Raw genomic sequence first — 23,112 nt, 5'->3', positions numbered from 1 at the left:
GGCACCCGGGGTCGGTACGGGCGACGGCGGTGCCGAAGCCGTGCCGACCCTCCCCTCCATGGGTGCGCTATAGGCGGGTGTTCCCCGTGATCGCGCGGGCTGAACGTTTCCTCAGGGAAGCGACTGCTCCGAGGCCAGCGCCTGCGAGGCCCGGGCGGCGAGAGCGTCGGCGCCGCAGGTCTCGGCCAGCTCGAGGCCCCGGCGGAGCTCGGCGGGGCTGCGGACCAGCAGGCCGTACTCGACGCGCGCGAGGGCATGTTCGTACGCCGACGGGGACGCGGCGAGGCGGGCGACGGCCTGGGCCAGGAGCGAGGCGGCGTCGTCCGGGCCCGCCACGGCGGCGGCGCAGCGCAGCGCTTCGCCCACGGCGGTGTCGGTGCCGAAGCGCTCTGCGTGCTGCCGGGCTTGGGCAGCGAGCGACGCGGCGCGGCCGGGGTCCTCGTGGGCGAGAGCCCGGGCCAGTTCGAGGGCCCAGGGGGCGCACACGGTGTTGTGGTGGCCGCGGGCCTCGAGGGCGGCTCCGGCCGCCTCGAGTTCCACGACCGCGTCCTTGGTGCGGCCTTGGGCGAGCAGCAGCCTGCCGCGGACGGTGCGGACGTCGGGACACACGAGCAAGTCGGGGTACGGGGGTCCGAAGTCGTACTCGTCGGCGATCCGCTGCGCCTCGTCGGTGTGTCCGCGGGCCAGCAGGGTGTCGATGAGCGTGCATACCGCGTCCCAGTGGACCGGCAGTCCGCCCCCGACCCGGTCGGCATGGCACAGACCCTCCCGCAGGAAGGTTTCTGCTTCGGCGAGCCTGCCACGGCGCCGGTGCACGCCGCCCATGAGCGTGTACACCAGCGCCAGGTGAACGCCTTTCCAGCCGGATATCTCGTACGAGAGCAGGGCTTCGGTGAACAGGTCCTCGGCCCGGTCCAGCTGGTCGGTGTGGGTACAGGTGATGCCGATCAGCACGGGGTATTCGCTGCCCCACTCGGTGTTCGTCCAGCCGAGGCCGCGCGGCGGGCGCCCTGAGTCGAGGACTCGGTCGCAGAGCCCTGCGACATGGGCGGCGTCCTCGCCGCGCAGCATCGCGTCGAAGGCGCGGACGGTGAGCAGGGCTCGTTCGGCGTTGGTGTTGCCGGGCAGGTGGTCGGCGAGGGCGGCCAGCCGCCGTGAGCGGCCCGGGCCGTCGTCCTCTTCGCCGCGGCACGCCTCGTACATGAAGTGCGCGGCCTGCAAGCGTATCCGGCCGAGCCCGGGCGGAGTGTGGGCGAGAGCTGCCTTGACGGAGGCGGCGGCCTCGCGCATCTCGTTGTTGTGGGCGAGGGTCTGGGCGAGGCGGCAGGTGGCGTCGACGCGCACGTCGTCGTCGAGGCCCGGCAGATCAAGGGCGGCGCGCAGGTGGCGCACCGTGGCCGGCAGCGAGGTGTGGAGCGTGGCGCAGCCCAGTTCGTAGTGGACGTGGGCGCGCACGCGTGCGTGCGGGGGTTCGCGCAGGGCCCGCTCCAGGCAGCGCCGGGCGGCGTCCGGGGCGCCGACCGCGAGGTGTTCGGCGGCAGCCGCGCGCAACTGCTGTACGACTTCGGGGTCGTCGTCCGGCTGTACCTCCAGGAGGTGGCGGGACGCGGCTGCCGGACCGAGGCCCGCCTGGGTGGTGAGCCAGGCGGCACGGCCGTGCATGGCGGTGCGGGTGGCCGGCGGGATCGCGCGGTACACGGCGGTGGCGATGAGCGGGTGCACGAACTCCAGCGGGTCGGTGCCCGTCAGTATGCGGGCGGCGCGCAGCCTGGCCAGGCAGTCGGCGGCCTGCGTCTGTGCCATCCCGGCCAGGCTCTGGACCAGTGCCGGCGAGATGTCCGTGCCGAGAACGGCTGCGGCCCACGCGAATCTGGTGGCGTCGGCGCCGATCTGCTCGAGCCTGTCGATGAGCCCGCGTCCGCGGGCCGTGGCGCCGATCCCGCGCAGCAGATCAGCGGATTCCGCGATGGGCTTGATGGCGCGGGCCCGGATCTTCTCCAGCAGTTCGACGGTTTCGTACGGGTTGCCGCCGGTGACCGCCCACACCTCGCGGCAGAAGGAGGCGTCGGCACCTGCGCCGAGCGCGTCGCGCACCAGTTCCGCGGTGGCCTCCGGAGTGAAGGCCCGCAGGGCGACGCGCAACCGTGCGGCCTCTCCCACGGCGGCGAGATGCGCGAGCTCGCTGCCGTACAGCTCCGGGGGGCGGTGTGCGACGACGAGCAGCAGGGGCTGACCGGACAGGTCCGCGCTGAACGACGACAGCCAGCACAGAGATTCGGTGTCGGCCCAGTGGGCGTCGTCGACGATGAGGACGAGGGGGCCGTGGCTGCGCGCGAGCCGGCCGACGAGCCGGTCGAGGCCGTCGCATACGCCCTGCGGGCAGGCGGGCGGACCGCTTGCGGCGGCCAGGCCCACGGCGGGGCCCGCGATCTCGTAGTCCTCGCCGAGCAGTTCGCGTGCCTCGTCCGGGGCGAGCCCGTCGATGACGGGGTGCAGCAGTCGTCGTAGGAGGTGGAAAGGAACCGACGTGGTCGCCTGGCTGCCGCGGGCCGACCACACCGTGCAGCGGTCCTCGGCCGTGGCGCGCACCACGCCGAGCAGTGACGTTTTTCCGACGCCTGCCTCTCCTGTGTAGACGAGCACGCCACCTTCCGGGCGAGCGGGGCACAGGAGGGTGTCGACGGCTCGGGCTGCCGCGGCGAGCTCCAGTTCGCGTTCGAGCAGCAGGGGCGGCGTGGGCGGCTGAACGAGCGGAGTGGCGGTCATGCTGTCCCAACGAAGCCGGTACGGACGGACGTTGTGGGGATATTGAGGGTAGCCCGGCAGGACGGTGTGAGGACAGGGGTGTTGCGCGCGGGGGTGGACTTGGCGTAATGGCGGCTTTCGCGCTGACCGCCGCGCGCCCCTGCTCGGCGGGGCGACCGCCGCCGATTCTCGGCCGGCGCGGCCCCGGACCGTGCTCCAGGGCCGGCGGGCGTCGGCCGTCTCAGTCGCCCAGGACCTCGCGCAGCCAGGACAGTTGGTTGCGTACGTGTACCGCGTCGCCGTGCTCGTGGCCGTTGAAGGGATAGGTGTGTATCTCCCGGGACGGGGTGCTGCCGCTCAGTTCGCCATAGCGGTTGAAGGCGGAGTACGCGCCGCTGGGCGGGCAGACCGTGTCGCGCAGGCCGACGCCGAAGTGGACCGGGGCGTGGGCGCGGCGGGCGAAGGAGGCGCCCTCCATATAGGAGAGGGTGCGCATGGCGGCGTCGACGGCCTCGCGGTGTACCGAGAGGTAGGCCGAGATCTCGCCGTACGGAGGGGCGTCCGTGAGGTTCAGCGCCCGGTGGATGCCGCACAGGAACGGGGCGCTCACCGCCACCGCCGCCAGGTCCGGGACGAGTCCGGCGACGGCCAGTGCGAGGCCGCCGCCCTGGCTGTTGCCGACAGCGGCCACGCGCGTGCCGTCCACGCCCGGCAGCGCGCGCACGGCGGCGACCGCGCGCACCGCGTCCGTGATGAGCCGCCGGTAGTGGTAGTCGTGTGGTGAGAGCAGGCCGCGCGCGGCCGGTCCCGGGCCGCCGGGCGCGGAGGCGTGCGGGTCCGGAGTGTCGCCGCCGCAGCCGTACTGGTCGCCCTGGCCCCTGTTGTCCATGAGCAGGTGCGCGTACCCGGCGGCGGCCCAGGTGAGCCGTTCGTGCGCGAGGCCGCGCCCGCGCCCGTAGCCGGCGTACTCGACGACGGCGGGCAGGGCGTCCGGCACCCCGGCGGGGCGGCTGTACCAGGCGCGCACCGGTTCGCCGGCGAATCCGCGGAACGTCACGTCCCAGCCGTCCACCAACCGAAGGCCGTTGTCCACGGGATGCACCGAAACAAGCGGTTCGTCTTGTTCCGCCTGCTTCAAGGTGTCCTGCCAGAAGGCGTCGAAGTCGGCGGGCTCGTCGAGTGCGGGGCGGTGTCGCTCCAGCTCGTCCGGGGGGAGGTCGAAGGCGGGCACGGAACCTCGCAGGCGATCGGGGACGGCGGGCGGTCGTCCGGTCGTTACGGTCACTGATCAAAAATTTCCGGAAGACAGTAACAGCACCGCCCGGGATCCGACCCTTCCGTGAAACGTTGCAGTTAGGGCACGGTCCGCTCAACATCCCTGCTTGTGAGCACCATTGACAAGCGCGCGGAGCCGCCCCTAAGTTGCCGCCACGTTACCGGAAAGCTTCTGAAAACGTATCGGTCCCGGGATCCCTGTGATGCCAGATGCCTCCGGACGTGCCCGCATGTCGCGCACCACCCCCTTCCCACCTGGGCCCATCGGGCCCGTCAGCCCGTCCCGCACACGCCACGGAGGCCTGAGCATGAGCACCTCCACTGCCCTGGATCCGCCGCACGGCACCGAGGATCCGCCGTCGGCCGGTTCCCCGGCCCCGCCCCGCCGGCCGCTGCCGCCCGCGCGCCGCACCTGGCGGCAGGCGCTGGGCCGTGACTGGCAGCTGTACTCGCTCGCGGTGCTGCCGCTGCTCTTCTTCCTGATCTTCCGGTACTTGCCGATGATCGGGAACGTGATCGCTTTTCGGCGGTTCGAGCCGGGGGGTTCGATCTTCGGCGAGGAGTGGGTGGGCCTCCAGTACGTCCGGATGTTCCTCTCGGACCCCACGTTCTGGCAGGTCTTCACCAACACCCTCGTCATCGGGCTACTCACTCTGGTCTTCTGCTTCCCGGTGCCGATCGTGCTGGCGTTGCTGCTCAACGAGGTCCGCACCCGCGCACTGAAGCGCTTCGTCCAGTCGGTTTCGTACCTGCCGCACTTCCTCTCGATGGTGATCGTCGCGGGCATCGTGATGCAGGTCCTGGCCTCCGACGGCCCGGTCAACCAGGGGCTGAAGGCGCTCGGCCACCAGCCGATCACCTTCCTGCAGGAGCCCGAGTGGTTCCGCACGATCTACGTCGGCTCCGAGATCTGGCAGACCGCCGGCTGGGGCACGATCCTCTACCTCGCCGCCCTCACCACCATCGACGAGGACCTCTACGAGGCCGCCCGGATCGACGGCGCCAACCGCTGGCAGCAGATCTGGCACGTCACCCTGCCCGGCATTCGCCCCACCATGATCACGCTGCTGATCCTCAACATCGGCACGTTCATGGCGGTCGGCTTCGAGAAGGTCCTGCTGCTGTACAACCCGCTGACCTACCCGACCGCCGACGTCATCTCGACATACCTGTATCGCACGGGACTTGAGTCCAACAGCTTCAGCTACGCGGCCGCGATCGGCCTCTTCGAGGCGATCATCGGCCTGATCCTGATCACTACCGCGAACCAGGCTTCGCGCCGAGCCGTGGGGACGAGCCTGTGGTAACGCTGGCCCATGACACCGATCGCCGCCCCGACCCGAAGCCGACCGGCAAGGCGCCCCGGCGCCGCGGCTCCGTCCACCAGGTCAGCCGCGGCTACCGGGTCTTCCAGGGGATCAACGCCCTGATCCTCACCGGCGTGGTCGCGGTGACGTTGTACCCGTTCCTGAACATCCTTGCCCGCTCCTTCAGTTCGGAGGAGCACATCCGGGCCGGCGATGTGCAGCTGTGGCCCGTGGGCTTCAACCTCACCACGTATGACCTCGTCGTGTCCGACGGCATGTTCTGGCGCAATTACGGCAACACCGTGCTGTACACGGTGGTCGGCACCGTGGTGTCGATGATCTTCACCACGATGTACGCCTACGTCCTGTCGAAGCGGCATCTGCGGGGCCACGGGGCACTGGTGGGTATCGCCGTCTTCACGATGTTCTTCTCCGGCGGCCTGATTCCGAACTACATCCTGATCAGCGAGCTGGGCCTGAAGAACAGCGTGTGGGCCCTGGTGCTGCCGAACGCGATCAGCGTCTTCAACCTGCTGGTGATGCGGGCGTTCTTCGAGAACCTGCCGCGCGAGCTTGAGGAGGCCGCCGAGATCGACGGACTGTCCACGTACGGCATCCTGCTGCGCATCGTCCTGCCGCTTTCCAAGGCGGTGATCGCGACGATGACGCTCTTCTACTCGGTCTCGTACTGGAACTCCTGGTTCGGCGCGTTCCTGTACATGGACGAGCGGGAGATGATGCCGGTCACTGTCTACCTGCGGAACATGATCGCGGGCGCCACCGGCGGTGCCTCCGTCGGCGCCGACACCGAGCAGATGATGGAAGTCGCCGCGAACATCCAGTCCGTGACGATCATCCTGACCGCGCTGCCGATCCTCCTGGTCTACCCCTTCGTCCAGCGCTACTTCGTGTCCGGCGTGATGCTCGGCGCCGTCAAGGGCTGACCTCGGGCAATCGCCCACCCACCATCAGATCCATTTCATGAGCAAGTCCTTCTTCAGCAGCAAGACCCTACGGAGACAAGGGAGTTATCGGTGCAGAACACCGGAGGGCTTTCCCGCAGACAACTGCTCGGCGCCGCGCTCTTCGCCGGCCTGAGCGTCACCACGCTGTCCGCCTGCGGCAGCGGTGAGAACGACGAAGGCGGCAAGAGCCTGGACAAGAAGCGCGTCGGCGCCATGGACAAGTACGGCACCGGCGACCAGTTCAAGGCCACGAAGGCGCTGACCTTCTCCCTCCTGCACCTCGACATGCCGCACTACCCGCGCAAGGACAGCTGGCTGCTGTGGAAGGAGGTCACCCGCCGCACGAACGTCACTTTCAAGGTCACAGGCGTCCCCGCCAGCGACTGGGACAAGAAGAAGAGCCTGCTGATCGGTGCCGGTGACGCGCCGCTGATCATTTCCAAGACGTACCCGGGCCAGGAGTCGCAGTTCGTCGCCTCCAAGGCGATCCTCCCGGTCAGCGAGTACCTCGACCTCATGCCCAACTTCCAGGAGAAGGTGAAGAAGTGGGGTCTTGAGGGGGACCTGGACAGCATCCGCCAGGCCGACGGCAATTTCTACCTGCTGCCCGGCCTGCACGAGAAGGTCAAGGTCGGCTACTCGCTGACGATCCGCGGCGACATCCTGGAGAAGGAGGGCCTGTCCGCCCCCACCACCTGGGACGAGGTGCACACCGTCTTCAAGGCCCTGCGCGAGGCCTACCCCGACGTCTACCCGATGTCCGACCGCTGGGGCCAGCCCAACCCTGGCGGCGCTTTCCTCAACTACCTCGGCCAGGCGTACGACACTGCGGGCGGCTGGGGCTACATCTCCAACGCCGGCTGGGACCCGGACACCAAGAAGTTCGTCTTCACGGGCGCCACCGACCAGTACAAGAAGATGCTGACCTTCCTGCACCAGATGGTCAGCGAGAAGCTCATCGACCCCGAGGGCTTCACCCAGTCCGACGACGACGCGAAGAAGAAGCTGCTCAACGGGAACTCCTTCGCCATCAGCGGCAACCCGCAGGAGCTCGTCACTTACAACACCGACATCGCCAAGAAGATCAAGGGCGCCCGGATGGACCTGCTGCCGCTCCCCGTCGGCCCGGCCGGGGAGGTCCTCGCCGGCAGCCGCCTGGAGAACGGCATCATGATCAACGCCGACGCGCTGAAGCGGGACGACTTCGTCGCCCTGATGCAGTTCGTCGACTGGCTCTGGTACTCGGACGCGGGCCAGGAGTTCACCAAGTGGGGCGTCGAGGGGACCACGTACAACAAGGCCGGGGCGGGCTCGTACACGCTCGGCAAGGGCGTGAACTTCCTCAATCTCAACCCCGATGGCGGTGACAAGGACCTCCAGCGCGACTTCGGCTTCACCGACGGCGTGTTCTCCTACGGCGGCAAGTGGTCCCTGGTCTCCTCGTCCTTCACCGACGCGGAGAAGAAGTTCCAGGAGTCCATGGCGAACCGCAAGCTGCTGCCCATCGCGCCGCCGCACCCGCTGCAGGCCACCGAGCAGGAGCAGGCCGCCCTGTGGGAGACCCCGCTCAAGGCCCACGTCGACCAGAACACCCTCAAGTTCATCCTCGGCAAGCGCCCGCTGTCCGAGTGGGACAAGTACGTCGCCGAGCTGAAGGCCAAGAACTCCGACCGCCTGATCGACATGCACAACAAGGCGTACGAACGCTTCCAGAAGGAGCATGGATGACCACCTCGGCCACCGAGGTCCCCGTGCAGGCGTCCGGGATCTTCCCGGACGCCTGGCGGCGCTGCGTCGGCACCGGCCGCATGGAGCTGGCCCTGCGCCGCGACTACCAGGACTCCCTCGCCGTGATCCAGCGGGAGATCGGCTTCCGGCACATCCGTGGCCACGGCCTGTTCAGCGACGGCATGGGCATCCACCGGCCCTACACCTGGCAGGGCGAGGAGCGCACGCACCACTCCTTCACCTATCTCGACCAGGTCGTCGACGCCTATCTGGAGCTCGGCATCCGCCCGTTCCTCGAGCTGGGCTTCATGCCCGAGGCGCTGGCCTCGGGCGGCCAGACGGTGTTCTGGTGGCGGGGCAACGTCACGCCGCCGCGCGACATGGGCGAATGGACCGCCATGGTCCGCGCCACGCTGCGGCACCTCATCGACCGGTACGGCCTGGACGAGGTCCGCACCTGGCCGATCGAGGTCTGGAACGAGCCGAACCTGAAGGACTTCTGGGAGGGCGCGGACGAAGCGGCGTACCACCGGCTCTACGAGGCGACCGCGCATGCGGTGAAGGAGGTGGACGCCGCCCTCCAGGTCGGCGGCCCGGCGATCTCGCCGGGTTCGGACGAGTGGATGGTGCGGTTCGCGGAGTTCGCCGAGAAGCGGGAGGTTCCCGTCGACTTCGTCTCCCGGCACGCCTACACCTCGGGCCCGGCCCAGCACGTGCCGTTCGGTGTCCACCAGACGCTCGCCCCGGCAGAGCGGCTGCTTGAGCAGTTCGCGACCCCGCGGCGTCAGCTCCAGGGGACCCGGTTCGCGGACGTCCCCGTCCACATCACCGAGTTCAACTCCTCGTACCGCCCCGACAACCCGATCCACGACACCGCGTTCCACGCCGCGTATATGGCTCCGGTCCTCGCGAACGGCGGCGACCTGGTGGACTCCTTCTCGTACTGGACGTTCAGCGACATGTTCGAGGAGGTGGGGATCCCGACTGCGCTCTTCCATGGCGGTTTCGGTCTCTTGACGCATCGCCAGGTCAAGAAGCCGACCTTCCACCTGTACGCGTTCCTGGCGCGGATGGGCGAGCAGCTGCTCGCGCGCGGGGACGACCACCTGGTGACCAGGGACACGGCGAGCGGCCGGGTCACGGTGCTGGCCTGGGCGCCGGTCGACGAGACGGCCGTGAGTGCCGGCCCCGAGCGGCACCAGGTGCGCCTTTCCGTGCCGGTCGGCGGCGCGGGCGTGTACGCCCACCGCTCCAGCGTCGACGAGGAGCGCGGCAACGCGTACGCGGCCTGGCGCGAGCTCGGCAGCCCGCGTTCGCCCGGCAGCCGCGCGCTCGACCTGCTCCACGAGGCCGCCGAGCCGGCCCGCACCCACTGGCGCCCCGCCGTCACCGCCGACGGTCGCGTCGACCTCGATCTGACGCTCGCCCGGCACGAGGTCACCCTGGTCGAGCTGGAACCGGCCGCGGACGAGACGCCCGAATGGTGGGACGAGCGGCGGCTGCTGGGGCGGGAGGCGCAGGCGTGAGCACGGTCGAGGCGCGGGCGGACGCGGAGGCAGAGGTGCAGGCTCAAGGCGCGCGGGGCGGGAAGGGGCAGGGTTTCGGTACCGGGCTGCTGTCCCGGGGGTCGGCCTTCGTCCACACCCTGCTCATCATTGAGGCGCTGCTGCTCGCAGCCGCCTCGCCCGGCCTGGTCCCCCTGCTGTTCCTCGGCGCAGACCCGTCCAACCTGCCGCTCGCCGCCGTCTGTCTGGTGCCGCTCGGCCCCGCTCTGTCCGCCGCTCTGTACGCTCTCCACCACCGCAGCCGCGACCTCACCGAACTCCACCCGGCCCGGGCCTTCTGGCGCGGCTGGCGGCTCAACGCCCTGCCGGTGCTGAAGCTGTGGGCGCCGCTGCTCGCCTGGCTCACCGTCATCGCCGTATCGCTAGCCCACTTCCATGCCACGGGCCTGCCGGGCTGGTGGGCGGTGCTGCTCGTGGTGATCGGCCTGGCCTCGCTCCTGTGGGGTGCGCACGCGCTCGTGCTCACCTCGCTGTTCGCCTTCCGCGGCCGCGACACCGCGCGCCTCGCCGCGTATTTCCTGTTCCGGCATGGCAAGGCCACCCTGGGCGCACTCTCGCTGCTCGTCCTGGCAGGCGGGCTGACGGTGCTGCTCACCGAGGCTCTGCCCGCCCTGCTGGCCGCCCCACTGCTGCTGTCCCTGCTGAACACCAGCCGCCCGGTGATCGCCGAAACCCAGGAGGACTTCACCGCATGACCGTGCCCCGCTCCGACAAGATCCCCTACGGCGGCGACTACAACCCCGAGCAGTGGCCCGAACCCGTCTGGGACGAGGACCACCGCCTTTTCGACCAGGCCCGCATCGACACCCTCACGGTCGGTGTCTTCTCCTGGTCGCTAACGCAGCCCGCCGAGGACGCCTACGACTTCACCGTCCTCGACCGCATCCTCGACCGGGCGGCCGCCGAGGGCCGGCGCGTGTGCCTCGCCACCGGCACCGCCGCCCTCCCGCCCTGGCTGGCCCTCGCTCACCCCGAGGTCAACCGCACCGATTTCGAAGGCCGCCGGCACGGCTACGGCCAGCGGCACAACTTCTGCCCCAGCTCACCGGCGTACCGCCGGCTCTCCACCGCGATCGCGGGCCGCCTCGCCGAGCGCTACGCCGACCACCCGGCCCTGCTCGCCTGGCACATCAACAACGAGTACGGCGGCGCCTGCTACTGCGACCTGTGCGCCGCCGCTTTCCGCACCTGGCTGCGCGAGCAGTACGTCACGCTCGACGCCCTCAACGACGCCTGGTGCACGACCTTCTGGTCGCACCGCTTCACCGACTGGTTCGAGATCGAGCCGCCGAGCGCCCTCACCGAGCACTGGCGGGGCCCCGACCACACCGCATTCCAGGGCATCACCCTCGACTACCACCGCTTCATGACGGACGCCCTCCTCGGCTGCTTCCGCGCCGAGAAGGAGGCGATCCGCCGCCACGACGCGGAAACCCCGGTCACCACCAACTTCATGGGCATGTACCGTCCGCTGGACTACCACCGCTGGGCGCCCCATCTCGACTTCGCGTCCTGGGACAGCTACCCGCCGCTCGACGCCCCGCCCACCATCGCCGCCCTCGGGCACGACCTGATGCGCGGCCTCAAGGACGGTGCGCCCTTCTGGCTCATGGAGCAGACGCCGTCCACGACCGCCTGCCGCGATGTGAACCCGCTCAGGCGCCCGGGTGAGCTGCGTCTTGCGACCTGGCAGGCCGTCGCCCACGGCGCGGACGCCGCCCTCTACTTCCAGATGCGCGCCTCGCGCGGGGCCTGCGAGAAGTACCACGGGGCGGTCATCGGCCACGCCGGACGTGACGACACCCGCGTGTTCAGCGAGGTCGCCGAGGTGGGACGGGAGCTGGAGGAGCTGGGGACGGTCGCGCTCGGCGCCCGCACCCCGGCCCGTACTGCCCTGCTTTTCGACTGGGACAGCTGGTGGGCCCTGGAGATCTCCGACGGGCCGTCCCGCCTGGTCCGCTACCAGCAGGTCGTCCACGCGTACTACCGCGCCGCCCGTGAGGCGGGCGCGGACGTGGACGTCGTCCCGGTCACGGCCGATCTCACGCCGTACGACGTGGTCCTCGCACCCGCCCTGCACATGGTGAAGGGCGATCTCGCCACCCGTCTGGAGGCCGTGGCGGAGCGCGGCGGCACCGTCCTGACGACCTTCCTCTCCGGCCGCGTCGACGAGCACGACAACGCCTTCCTCACCGACGTCCCCGGACCGCTGGCCGGCCTGATGGGCGTCCGTGTGGACGAGTGGGACTCGCGCCCGGCCGAGGTCGTCAACCCGGTCGTGCTCGGGACCGGCGACGAGGCGCTGAGCACCGACGCACGCCTGGTGTTCGAGATCGTGCTGCCGCAGGGCGCCGAGCCGGTCGGCACCTACCAGGACGACTTCTACGCGGGCACCCCGGCCGTGACCCGGCACCCGTTCGGTGAGAGCGGTGGCGAGGGTTGGTACGTCGCGACCGCGCTCGACCAGCCCGGCGTCGACTGGGTGGTACGCCGCGTCCTCGCCCGCCACGACCTGGTCGGCCCGTACGCCGACCACTCCTCCGTCGAGACCGCGTCCCGCACCGCGCCCGACGGCACCCGTCTGTTCTTCCTGCTCAACCACGCGCCCGACTCGGTGTCCGTGACCACGCACGCGCCCGCCGTGGACCTGCTCACCGGCAAGCAGGTGGAGCGCGGGGAGGCGATCACGCTGGATCCGCGCGGGGTGTCCGTCCTGCGCCTTCAGTAGTTCCAGGGCCTTCAGTAGTTCCACCGCTTTCTCCCGGGGCTGAGCCGCTCGGCCCAGTCCCATCAAGCACGCATTGACCAGGGGTTTTCGTGACTGCACCCATACCCGTACCCGCGCTGCCCAGCGGCGTCGCCCCGGCGTGGCTGCCGCCCACCGCGTTCCGCCCGCTCGGCTCCCGGAGGACGCTGATCTCCGGGACGGGCCCGCTGGTGGACACGGTGCACGGTGAAGTGGCGTACGCCTGCGACCGGTTCGGAGGTCAGGTCGTACGAGACGGGCAGGAGCCGGACGCGCCGTATGACCTGGTGCTGGAGCTGGTCGAGGGCGACCCGGACGGGCTCGGGGACGAGGGGTTCGCACTCGTGCGGGCCGACGGCGTCACATCGGTGACGGCGGCCGGTCAGGCCGGGCTGCTGTACGGGCTGTTCCACGTGGTGCGGCTCGGCGAGGCCGTCTTCCAGGGCGAGCGGACGCGCGAGGTGCACCGTCCGGCCCTGGCGCTGCGGATGCTCGACCACTGGGACAACGTGGCCGTGCATCCGGTGATGGGCCAGGTGGAGCGCGGCTATTCGGGCGGCTCGCTGTTCTGGCAGGACGGGCGCGCGCGGGGCTCGCGGGACGAACTGGAGCGGGTGCGCTGCTACGGCAGGCTGCTGGCGGCGTGCGGCATCAACGCGGTCTCCGTGAACAACGTGAACGTGCACGAGGCGGAGGCGCACCTGCTGACCGACCGTATCGGCGAGGTGGCCGCGATCGCGGACGCCCTGCGCCCGTACGGAATCCGGGCGCACCTGTCCGTCTCCTTCGCAGCGCCCGTCGTACTCAGCGGCCTGACCACCGCCGACCCGCTGGACGAGGGGGTGCGTCGCTGGTGGGCGGAGGCGACCGGCCGGGTGTACGAGGCGATTCCCGACTTCGGCGGGTACGTGGTGAAGGCCGACTCCGAGGGGCAGCCGGGCCCGTTCAGCTACGGCCGCAGCCACGCGGACGGCGCCAACATGCTGGCGGCAGCCCTCGCCCCGTACGGCGGGACGGTGCACTGGCGGGCCTTCGTCTACAACCACCGGCAGGACTGGCGGGACCGTTCGACGGACCGGGCGCGCGCGGCGTACGACCACTTCGCGCCGCTGGACGGAGAGTTCGCGCCGAACGCGGTGCTCCAGGTGAAGCACGGGCCGATGGACTTCCAGACGCGCGAGCCCGTATCGCCGGTGATCGGAGCGATGCCGAACACCCGGCTCGCGGTCGAGATTCAGGCCACCCAGGAGTACACGGGACAGCAGCGGCACGTGTGCTGGCTCGGGCCGATGTGGAGCGAGGCGCTGCGGTTCCAGCCCGAGGGCGGGGATGGGCCGAGCGTCGGGGACCTTGCGCGCGGCGGCGGACTTGTCGCGGTGTCGAGCTCCGGCGACGACCCGTTCTGGACGGGGCATCCCCTGGCGCAGGCGAACCTGTACGCGGTCGGCCGGCTGGCCTGGCGGCCGGACGCGGACGCCCGCGCCGTCCTGGACGAGTGGATCGAGCTGACGTTCGCTCCGGAGGAGAGCGCCGATCCCGCGCGGCTGCGGAGCGGGCTGCACGCGGTCCTGGACGGCTCCTGGCCGACGTACGAGAAGTACACGGCGCCGCTCGGCGTGGGCTTCATGGTGCAGCCGGGCCACCACTACGGGCCGAGCGTGGACGGCTACGAGTACAGCCCCTGGGGCACCTACCACTTCGCCGACCGGGACGGGATCGGTGTCGACCGCAGCCAGGCGACCGGCACCGGGTTCGCCGGGCAGTACGCCAAGCCGTGGGCTGAGGTGTACGAGTCGCCCGCGACATGTCCGGACGAGTTGCTGCTCTTCTTCCACCACGTGCCGTACGAGCATGTGCTGCACGGCGGTGAAACGGTGATCCAGCACATCTACGACACGCACTTCGACGGCGTGGAGGAGGTCGAGGAGGCACGCCGGGTGTGGGCCGGGCTGGCGGGCCTGGTGGACCCGGCGGGGCACGCGCGGGCGGCGGAGCGCTACGAGGAGCAGATCCGCAGCGCCCGGGAGTGGCGCGATCAGATCAACACGTACTTCTTCCGGAAGTCCGGGGTGCCGGACGCTCGGGGGCGCCGCATCCACTGAAGGCGCTACCCCGCCGGTTCTTCTCGTGATCTTCGGTGCCTCTCGACGCCGTGCCGCGTTCCATATGCCCCTTTTAGCAGAGATGCTGTCCAGTACTGCCCCCGCCGCAGTGATCACTGACCAGGCGGCGGGGCAGGGCAGCACCGCCGAGGTATGGCGTCGGGAAGTCCGGGAGGTGGGTGGTGGCCGCGGGTGCGACTCGGGCCTTGTGGTCTCGGCTGGCCGCGCAACCGACCCGTGCCGCTGTACTGGCCCTGGCGCTCTTCATCGTCGTGGGTGCGGCCCTGTTGATGCTCCCGGCCGCCACCGCGCCCGGCAGAAGCACCACCGTGCTGACCGCCCTGTTCACCTCCACGGGAGCGGCCAGCGGCGCCATCGCCATCGTCCCCACCGGCAGTCACTGGAGCGTGTTCGGCGAAGTCGTGGTCATCGCCCTGATCCAGGTCGGCGGGTTCGGGATCATGACGCTCGCCTCCCTCCTCGGCCTGCTCGTGGCGGGCCGGCTCCGGCTGGGTGCGCAGCTCAGCACGCAGGCCGAGACCGGGACGGTCGGCGTGGCCGACATCCGCCGAGTGCTCCTGGGCATCGCGGGTACCACGCTCGTCATCGAGTTCGCCCTGGCCGCGTATCTGACGACTCGGTTCCACTTCGGCCACGGAGAAGCGCCCGGCGAAGCCGTCTACCACGGCGTCTTCTACTCGATCTCCGCCTTCAACAACGCCGGTTTCGCGCTGCGCGATGACAACCTCATCGGTTATGCGCACGACGGCTGGATCATCGTGCCGATCGCCGCCGTCTGCCTGCTCGGCGCCCTCGGTTTCCCCGTGCTGCTGGAGCTCTTTCGGGTCGGCCAGGCCGGCGTACGCGGCGGGGTCAGGCACCGCTGGTCCCTGCACACCCGGCTCACGCTCGCCACCTACGCGGCTCTGCTCGTCGTCGGCACCGTGATGACCTGCCTACTGGAGTGGAACAACGCCGGGACGCTCGGCCCCATGACCTGGGGGGACAAGCTGCTCAACGGGTTCTTCGCCGCCGCCAGTGCGCGTACCGCGGGCTTCAACACCGTGGACACCGGCGCGATGCACCCGGCCACCCTGCTGGGTATCTGTGTGCTGATGTTCATCGGCGGCGGCAGCGCGGGCACCGCGGGCGGCATCAAGGTCACCACGTTCGCGGTGCTGGGGGCTGCGATCCTGGCCGAGATCCGCGGGCGTACCGCCGTGGACGTCATGGGCCGCCGGATCCCGGAGTCGGCGCTGCGCCAGGCCCTCACCGTGGCGCTCCTGGGCGTGGCGCTCGTCATGTCGGGCACGCTGGTCCTGCTCACCACGACGGCGGAACCGCCCGAGGCGGTCCTGTTCGAGTCCGTGTCGGCCTTCGGCACGGTCGGGCTGAGCACCGGCATCACTGGCGACCTGTCCGCGGCAGGCCAACTCACCGTCATCGTCCTGATGTTCGCCGGGCGCCTCGGCCCGATCACTCTCGCCTCCGCACTCGCCCTCCGAGCGCGTGACCGCCGCTACACACTTCCCGAGGAGCGACCCGTCATTGGCTGACCACCTCAAGAACCTGCGTGTGCGGCGCCGTCGGCACCCCGTCCCAGGCGAGCGTCCGGCCGGCGACTCCAAGGTCGCCGTGCTCGGCCTCGGCCGCTTCGGCCGCTCGCTGGCACTGGAGCTGATGCGGCGCGGGTGGGACGTGCTCGGCATCGACTTCGCCACCGGCATCGTGCAGAAGACGGGCGACCAGCTGACCCACGTCGCCGCCGCGGACTGCACCGACCCTCAGGCGCTGGAACAGCTCGGCATCGGGCAGTTCTCCCGGGCGGTGGTCGGCATCGGTACCGACCTGGAGGCGAGCATCCTGGCCACGTCCAACCTCGTCGACGCGGGCGTGCCCAACATCTGGGCCCGGGCGACCACCCGCCAGCACGGCCAGATCCTCGAACGCATCGGGGCGCACCATGTCGTCCTGCCGGAGCACGAGATGGGCGAGCGAGTCGCCCACCTGGTCACCGGCCGCATGATGGACTTCATCGCGTTCGACAGCGACTACGCCCTGATCAAGACGCTCGCCCCGAGGGTCGTCGGCGGGGTGCCGCTCGGGGAGAGCCGGGTGCGCAGCACGTACGGGGTGACGGTCGTCGGCATCAAACGCCCCGGTGCCGACTTCACCCATGCGACCGCGGAGACGGTCGTCCAGCCGGGCGACGTCATCATCGTCACGGGCAAGACGCGGGCCGTGGAGGCGTTCGCGGAGCTGGAGTCGATCGGCCCGGCGCCCGGGTGAGTACGGCACCAGAGCCGCATGGACGCTCCGCGAACCCGAAGTGCAGAGGCAGTGCCCCGGGTGCCGGACCCGTCACGCCAAACGGCCGTGCGCGTTCACCCGACCCCCCGTCCGCCCGGTGCGGCGGCAGCGCTCAGCGGGTTCACTTCCTTGCATGACAGGCCGCAGGATGCCCCACGGCCCGCGCGAGTGGTGGCGCGGGCGCAAGCTCGTCATGCGGATGGATCTCGACCGGAGGTACGAGGATGCGGCCCAGCGCCTGAGAGCGAGCGAGGTGGGCACGCTGTGGAGCCGGCTGAACGCTCTCGACTTCCTGGGCAACTCGTTTCAGCTGTCCGCGCTCGCACTGATGTGCTTCTTCCCTTCCCTCATCGTCGTCACTGCGGCAGCCGGTACTGACGCCGCTGTTGTGGTCGCCAAGTGGCTCGGCCTGAACCATGAGGCGGCTCAGGCCGTGGCATCCCTCTTCACACACGGCGACGGCGGAGTCACACTCACGGCGGCGAGCGCCGCCCTCCTGGTCGTCGGCGCCGTGGCGGTCGTCGGGGTCCTGCAGACCTGGTACCAGAAGGTTTTCGACGTCCCGGTCCGGGGCTGGCGGGACGTCGTGGCACAGCTCTGCTGGCTCGCATCCCTGCTCGCCTACGCTGCGGTACAGACCGCGATCGGCAGGGCGCTCGGCGGCGCGATCGGCGGGGCGCTGCTGCAGACCCTGTTCGGCCTCGTCATGGCGACGCTGTTCTGGTGGTGGAGCATGGACGTGCTGTTGGCGGGAGCGGTCCGTTGGCGCACCCTGTTCCCGGCGGCCCTGGCCACCGGCGTCTGCTGGGCGGGACTCGGGGTCTTCTCCTCCTTCTACTTCTCCTCGGCGATCGTGGTCAACGAGAAGAAGTACGGCCCCATCGGCGTCGTGATGATCATCCTGTCCTGGCTGGTGGCGGTGGGCGTGGTCATCCATCTCGGGGTGGTCGTGGGCCGTCTGTACGTCGACCGCCGCTCACGACGTCGCCCACGGGAATAGCCCGGGGACAGCCAGTGCAGACGCAGGGGGCCCGGCGTGCTGCCGGACCCCCTGCGTCAGATCGTCCTCATCCTCTCAGCTGGCCGAGCCGACGTCCTCCGCCACGGCCTGCCGCTCCAGCGTCTCGTGTTCCCGCTGTTCGGGGGCCTGGCCCGCGGCCTCGGCGACCTGGGCGCGCTCGGCCGCGGCGAGCAGCTTGTGGCCGGTGGCGAGTACGGCGATGCCGAGTGCCACTGCCAGGGCACCGACGTAGAACGGCGCATGGATGTCGTAGTGCTCGGCGAGCTTGCCCGCGGCGTACGGGGCGAGGCCGCCGCCGATGAAGCGGACGAAGCCGTAGGAGGCCGAGGCGACGGGCCGTTCGACCGGTGCCACGGTCATCACTGCCTGGGTGGTGATGGTGTTGTTCACGCCGATGAAGGCACCCGCCACGATCACCGCGATGATCAGCGTCGCAAGGGAGTCGGTGAACAGGGCGATGACCAGGATGTCCACGGCGAAGAGCGCCAGGTTGAGGTAGAGAGCCTTGGCGATGCCGAGACGCGCCTGCAGCCAGGGAGCGCCCCAGACGGAGAAGACGGCGACCATCAACCCCCATCCGGTGAAGACCCAGCCGAGCTGCAGGGTGCCCAGGTCCATGGGGAAGGGCGCGTAGCCGAGGACCGTGAAGAAGCCCCAGTTGTAGAGGAGTGCCGTCAGGCCCATGGTCAGCAGGCCGCGGTGGCGCAGGGCCTTGAGCGGGGCGGCGATCGACGTCTTGCGGGCGGGAGTCGGCGTGGGCTCGACGAGGACCAGGGTGGCGATGAGGGCGATCGCCATCAGCACGGCGACCCCGAAGAACGGCCCGCGCCAGCTGATGCCGCCGAGCACACCGCCCAGCAGCGGGCCGACGGCGATGCCGACGCCCAGCGCCGTCTCGTAGAGGATGATCGCCCCGGCGAAGCCACCGCTCGCGGACGCGACGATGACCGCGAGGGACGTGGCGATGAACAGGGCGTTGCCCAGGCCCCAGCCGGCCCGGAAACCGACGATGCCGCTGATGCTGCCGGAGGCTCCGGCGAGGGCGCTGAAGACCACGATCACGGTCAGGCCCGCGACGAGGGTGCGCTTGGCGCCTATCCGGCTGGAGACGAAGCCGGTGAACAGCATGGCGACGGCGGTGACCACGAGGTAGCTGGTGAACAGCAACGACACCTGGCTGGGTGTGGCGTGCAGGTCGTGTGAGAGGGACGGCAGGATGGGGTCGACGAGGCCGATGCCCATGAACGAGATCACGCAGGCGAATGCCACGGCCCACACGGCTTTGGGCTGCCGGAACGGGCTGACGGTGCCTTGATGCGAAGACAAGCGAATCTCCAGTCGGCGTGCGTGTACTGGCGTTGGGTCAGGAAGAGGTGTCGTCGGCTGGGTTCTCGGCGCGCAGAGCGCTCTCCACCAGCCGCCCGAGCACGGGCAGCCCGACCCGGGCCGCGTCGGCGAGTGCCTGCCTGTCCTCGGCCGGCAGGGTCTCGAGGAGGTCGGCAAACCTTTCGCCACGCTTGCGCCGGCGCTCCTCCGAGAGCCGGCGGCCGCTGTCGGTGATGCTCACCAGCACGACCCGCCCGTCGTCGGGATCGCTGATCCGCTTCACCAGGCCCTGCTTCGTCAGGCGTTGGACCAGCTGCGTCATCGACGGCTGGGAGACCCCTTCACTCTCGGCCAGTTTCGTCAGCCGAACGGGGCCGCTACGGGCCAGGCGGCTCAGCGTCGCCGCCGCCGTGATGCTCATGTCCCGGACCGTGAGATGCCGGACGGCCAGCAGCGCCAGACCGTCCAGGAACGCGACCACATCGCCCGCCTGGTGTTCCTCTTCCATAAATGAAGATGTATCACGCACCTATATAGACTGCCAGTGTTTTCCGCCACCAGGCCGCCGCCAGACGCCGGCCGAGGAGGCCCCGTCGGCGAGCCCGCCACAAGCTCACATGGTTCGCCGCGCACCGCCCGCGCCGGGCAGGAACCGGGCGCATTCACGCAAGGCAGCGGCGCTCTGCGCGACGGCGGCCTCGATGAGTTTGCGCCCGGACTCCGCGTCGGCGCCGGTCGGGTCGCCGATGACGCCGTTGCCCGTCTCGAAGTCGTCGCTCGTCCAGCCGAACGACACGGACTTGCCGAATCCGATGTGCTCGTACGCCGTGAGGTGCTCCGGGACGCTGCGCCGGGCGAGCTCCATGTCGACCAGATCGGGGTGCAGATGGAGCATGGCGGAGGTCTCCTTGAGCCCGCCGTGCACGCCGAGCCCGAGTTCACCGGCGGCCGAGGCGCCGCCCTGGTCGGCCGGGAGGCTGGCGTGCAGCAGGAAGGTGCGCAGACCGTGGTGGGTACGCAGCTCGCGCAGCGCGACACCCAGCAGGGCGCTGTTGCCGCCGTGGGCGTTGAGGAAGGCGAGTCGGCGGATCGGGCCCGCGGCCAGGGAGCGGCCGATGTCGTCGAGGACCGCAAGCAGCGTACGGGCGGTGAGCCACAGCGTGCCGCCCGACCAGGCGTGTTCGTCGGACTTGGTATAGGCGAGGCCGGGCAGCAGCGTGACGTCGCAGGTCTCACCGGCCGCGCGGGCGGCTCCCTCGGCGACGGCCTGGGCGATGTAGTAGTCGGTGGCGACCGGCAGATGGGGACCGTGCTGCTCGATCGCGCCGACTGGCAGGACGGCCACCGTGTCCTCGCCGAGCTGCTCGACGGCCGGTCCGCTGAGGTCGATGAAGTTCGTGAACGCCATGGTGCTCAGCTCCGTTGCAAGTCAGGGGGTGGGGGCAGCGGGCAGCTTGCCGGGGTTGAGCAGCCCCAGCGGGTCGGTCGCGCGTGCTGCTTGCCGGACGAGCTCGATGCGGCGGTCCACGTACCAGTTGTGCGGGTCGTGCACCCCGACCCCCAGGGCGGCAAGGGCAGCGATGCCTTCGTACACCGTCCGTTCGTCCTCGTACCGCGCCATGAGCATCCCTACCGTGCCGGAGCGCATCCCTTCGAGGTGCAGCAGGGTGTCCGGGAAGACCTTCCTCACCTCGGCCGGGTCCCCGAGGAGTGCGTCACCGGAGATCTCCAGATGGAAGTAGCCGTCCTTGGCCTTCATCAGGTGGTACGTGGGGTGGTTGAAGGAGAGTGAGCTGATCAGCGCGGGTCCCTCGGGGGCCGGACGGACCTCGAGGACGCGTCCTCCGTGCCGGAGGACGATCTTCCGGGCAGCCGGTTCTGCCTCGGCCTCGATGATGGCGCGGACGCTGAGCGCGGCCGGGTCGAGGGCGGGGTCGGGCTGGAACGTCTCGACCAGTCCTGCCTCGTCCAGCGACACCAGGCGCGGGGCGGGTTCGAGACGCACCAGGTCCGCGAGGGCGGCGGTCGCGGATGGCCAGTCGTCGAACGCCGCGAACAACCCGGTCCAGTCACGGGCCCGCTGCAGGCTGACGGTCGCGGTGGCGATGACGCCGGAGGTTCCGTACGCATGGATGTACGGCAGCGCGTCCTGGCCATTCATCGTGAACGGCTCCGCGTTCTCGGTGCACGGCACCACCGTCAGTTCCCGTACGAAGCCTTCGGCGTTGGTGCGGTGCACCAGCGAGCCCGTACCGCCGCTGCCGCCTGCCAGGAAGCCGCCGACCGTCGTACCGAACGTGGACGGGAACATCCACAGCTCCTGCCCGAGGCTCCGGGCATGCGCCTCGAGGTCGGACATCTTCGCCCCGGCCTCGGCGCGGATCCAGCCGTCGCCGGCGTCCAGGATGCGACCGCAGCCGGTGAGGTCGAGGACCACTCCCCCGCGCAGCGGGATCGCCTGCCCGTAGTTGCCGGTGCCCTTGCCCCGCGCGGTGACCGGCACACGGTGGCGGTGGGCCAGAGCGAGGATGCCTGGGATCTGCTCGTGCGACGTGGGGCGCAGCACGACTTCGGCGCGCCCGGCAGGCAGCTTCGCCGACAGGATCGGCGACATGTGCGCCCAGTCGACCGACGCCTTGTCCAGGGACGTGTCGTCGCGCACGACGGCGTCGGCGCCGATCAGTTCGGCGGCGGCCGCGCAGAACTCCTCGAGCCCCGGTGTCGCCCGGTCGGCAGCGGCGGCGACGGGCTGCTCGTCGGCGACCAGGCCGGTCAGCCGTTGCAGTTCCTCTTCGGAGAGTGCGGCAGGGGTGCGGGGCTCGGCCATTACTTCAACCCAATCGATGTGTCGATGAACCGGTTGGTGGCGAGGTCGTCGGCGGTCAGGTCCGCGGGGACCTTGACGCCGTCCTTGGTGAGCAGCGGAGTGACGGTGTCGAGGATCTTGCCGACCCGGTCCATGTCGAAGCTGCCGATGCTGCCGTCGGACTCGTTGGCGAGGATGCCGAGCTTCACCATCTCCTTGGCGGCGTACTCTCCGGTGCCCTTGCTGTAGACCCAGCTGGTGTTGTACTGCTTCACCAGGTCGTCGATCAGGCCGATGGCGGCATCCGGCTTCGCCGCGAAGTCGGCGGCGGACTGCTGCACGATGGGGACGAGCTTCTTCAGGCAGGGGGCGAGCTCGTCGACCGCGCCGCTGCGCACGGACAGCGCCTGCGGGTAGACGTTGTAGCCGACGTCGGCGAGCAACTGGTACTTCACCGGCTTCTTCCAGGCGGCGACCTCGTGCTCGTAGATATACGGCTCGGCCGTCGCGAAGCCCTGCTGCACGATGTCCGGGTTCGCGACGAAGCGCGACGGCGAGCCGTCGTAACTGGCGTCGAGCTGGCTCTTCTTGATCAGGCCCTTGTCGACCAGCATCGGAATGAAGACGTTGCCGTCGCGGTAGACGACCTTGGCGTTCGACTTGCCGATGTCGGCGACGGTGCGCCAGTCGGGATGGGTCTTCGGGTCCCACATCAGGATCTGCGGGCTCTTCTTCATCAGTGCGGCGACCGCCGTGACCGGGCGTTCGGCGGAGGACTCGATGGCCGCGTCCGTGGTGACGGTCGCCAGGGTGATGCTCTTGTCGAGGTAGAGCTGGGAGGTGACGCTCTGGTAGCCGATCGCCGAGCCTCCCGCGCGTATCTCGATCTTCACGCCGGTGTCCTTGCCGCCGATGACGAGCGGCCCGGTGACGCGCTTCTTGTCGGTGTCGACGGTGTAGCCGGGGCCGACCAGGTTGTAGAGCGGCCCGTGCTCGGCCTCCGGCTCCCAGTCGATCTGGACGACGACCTTGTCGGGACACACACCGTCGAGGCGCTGCGCAGCAGGGGCCGCCTTGAGATCCTCGGTGGATCCCGTGGCCGCTCCGGCACCGCAGGCGGTCGCCGACAGCAGGACGAATATGGAGGAAACGCCCGTCAAGGCAAGGCGTTTGGAGGAAGGTGGCAAGGAAGTCTCCATGGAGAGGTGGGGCGGCG

At 70.1% G+C, this 23,112-nt stretch carries 17 protein-coding genes; 10 read left to right on the top strand and 7 right to left on the bottom strand.

Annotation, left to right across the window (positions count from 1 at the left end; translation table 11 throughout):
- Nucleotides 1-111 precede the first annotated feature (111 nt).
- Complete coding sequence (locus tag ABT009_RS02735) at nt 112-2,766, bottom strand: ATP-binding protein (RefSeq protein WP_351288791.1); 2,655 nt, start codon at nt 2,764-2,766, stop codon at nt 112-114.
- Between the two features lie 220 nt (nt 2,767-2,986).
- Nucleotides 2,987-3,976, bottom strand: a complete 990-nt coding sequence (locus tag ABT009_RS02730; protein ID WP_351288789.1) for an acetylxylan esterase — start codon at nt 3,974-3,976, stop codon at nt 2,987-2,989.
- Between the two features lie 352 nt (nt 3,977-4,328).
- On the opposite strand from ABT009_RS02730, the gene ABT009_RS02725 reads away from it, so the two are divergent.
- The 10 genes from ABT009_RS02725 (at nt 4,329) to ABT009_RS02680 (ending at nt 17,743) form a co-directional block, all read left to right on the top strand.
- Nucleotides 4,329-5,327, top strand: a complete 999-nt coding sequence (locus ABT009_RS02725; RefSeq protein WP_351288787.1) for an ABC transporter permease — start codon at nt 4,329-4,331, stop codon at nt 5,325-5,327.
- Nucleotides 5,328-5,437: 110 nt separating this feature from the next.
- A complete protein-coding gene (locus ABT009_RS02720; RefSeq protein ID WP_351289504.1) occupies nt 5,438-6,271 on the top strand; it encodes a carbohydrate ABC transporter permease in 834 nt (277 codons plus the stop codon).
- A 90-nt stretch (nt 6,272-6,361) separates the two neighbouring features.
- Nucleotides 6,362-8,020 carry an ABC transporter substrate-binding protein gene (locus ABT009_RS02715; RefSeq protein WP_351288785.1) on the top strand — a complete coding sequence of 553 codons (1,659 nt, stop codon included), beginning with the start codon at nt 6,362-6,364 and terminating at the stop codon, nt 8,018-8,020.
- Nucleotides 8,017-9,546 carry a GH39 family glycosyl hydrolase gene (locus tag ABT009_RS02710; RefSeq protein WP_351288783.1) on the top strand — a complete coding sequence of 510 codons (1,530 nt, stop codon included), beginning with the start codon at nt 8,017-8,019 and terminating at the stop codon, nt 9,544-9,546. The genes ABT009_RS02715 and ABT009_RS02710 overlap by 4 nt, the downstream gene beginning before the upstream one ends.
- Nucleotides 9,543-10,280, top strand: coding sequence for a YesL family protein (locus ABT009_RS02705; RefSeq protein ID WP_502989806.1), 738 nt, complete (start codon nt 9,543-9,545; stop codon nt 10,278-10,280). Before ABT009_RS02710 ends, ABT009_RS02705 begins: the two co-directional genes overlap by 4 nt.
- A complete protein-coding gene (locus ABT009_RS02700) occupies nt 10,277-12,313 on the top strand; it encodes a beta-galactosidase (RefSeq protein WP_351288779.1) in 2,037 nt (678 codons plus the stop codon). The genes ABT009_RS02705 and ABT009_RS02700 overlap by 4 nt, the downstream gene beginning before the upstream one ends.
- Nucleotides 12,314-12,402: 89 nt before the next feature.
- Nucleotides 12,403-14,433, top strand: coding sequence for an alpha-glucuronidase (locus ABT009_RS02695; RefSeq protein ID WP_351288777.1), 2,031 nt, complete (start codon nt 12,403-12,405; stop codon nt 14,431-14,433).
- Nucleotides 14,434-14,639: 206 nt separating this feature from the next.
- Nucleotides 14,640-15,989, top strand: a complete 1,350-nt coding sequence (locus ABT009_RS02690; RefSeq protein WP_351288776.1) for a TrkH family potassium uptake protein — start codon at nt 14,640-14,642, stop codon at nt 15,987-15,989.
- Complete coding sequence (locus tag ABT009_RS02685) at nt 15,982-16,722, top strand: potassium channel family protein (RefSeq protein WP_351288774.1); 741 nt, start codon at nt 15,982-15,984, stop codon at nt 16,720-16,722. Before ABT009_RS02690 ends, ABT009_RS02685 begins: the two co-directional genes overlap by 8 nt.
- A 154-nt stretch (nt 16,723-16,876) precedes the next feature.
- Nucleotides 16,877-17,743, top strand: coding sequence for a YhjD/YihY/BrkB family envelope integrity protein (locus ABT009_RS02680; protein WP_351288772.1), 867 nt, complete (start codon nt 16,877-16,879; stop codon nt 17,741-17,743).
- 75 nt (nt 17,744-17,818) lie between these two features.
- Here ABT009_RS02680 and ABT009_RS02675 read toward each other — a convergent pair whose 3' ends face one another.
- The 5 genes from ABT009_RS02675 to ABT009_RS02655 all read right to left on the bottom strand — a co-directional run bounded on the left by ABT009_RS02675 (nt 17,819) and on the right by ABT009_RS02655 (nt 23,056).
- On the bottom strand, nt 17,819-19,090 hold the full coding sequence (locus tag ABT009_RS02675; RefSeq protein ID WP_351288770.1) for an MFS transporter: 1,272 nt from the start codon (nt 19,088-19,090) through the stop codon (nt 17,819-17,821).
- 37 nt (nt 19,091-19,127) lie between these two features.
- Nucleotides 19,128-19,598 (bottom strand): MarR family winged helix-turn-helix transcriptional regulator, encoded by a 471-nt coding sequence (locus ABT009_RS02670; RefSeq protein WP_351288768.1) that lies wholly within the window; start codon nt 19,596-19,598, stop codon nt 19,128-19,130.
- Between the two features lie 105 nt (nt 19,599-19,703).
- Nucleotides 19,704-20,498: a creatininase family protein gene (locus tag ABT009_RS02665; protein WP_351288766.1), complete on the bottom strand. Its 795-nt coding sequence runs from the start codon at nt 20,496-20,498 to the stop codon at nt 19,704-19,706.
- 21 nt (nt 20,499-20,519) lie between these two features.
- Nucleotides 20,520-21,917 carry an FAD-binding oxidoreductase gene (locus ABT009_RS02660; RefSeq protein ID WP_351288764.1) on the bottom strand — a complete coding sequence of 466 codons (1,398 nt, stop codon included), beginning with the start codon at nt 21,915-21,917 and terminating at the stop codon, nt 20,520-20,522.
- Entirely contained in the window at nt 21,917-23,056 is a 1,140-nt protein-coding gene (locus ABT009_RS02655; protein ID WP_351288762.1) for a substrate-binding domain-containing protein, read from the bottom strand. The genes ABT009_RS02660 and ABT009_RS02655 overlap by 1 nt, the downstream gene beginning before the upstream one ends.
- Nucleotides 23,057-23,112: the final 56 nt, after the last annotated feature.

It is taken from the genome of Streptomyces sp. NPDC002896, assembly GCF_040295225.1.
Lineage (GTDB): Bacteria > Actinomycetota > Actinomycetes > Streptomycetales > Streptomycetaceae > Streptomyces.
The sequence above is the reverse complement of the archived record's forward strand: the minus strand, read 5'-3'. Positions and strand labels throughout refer to the sequence as shown.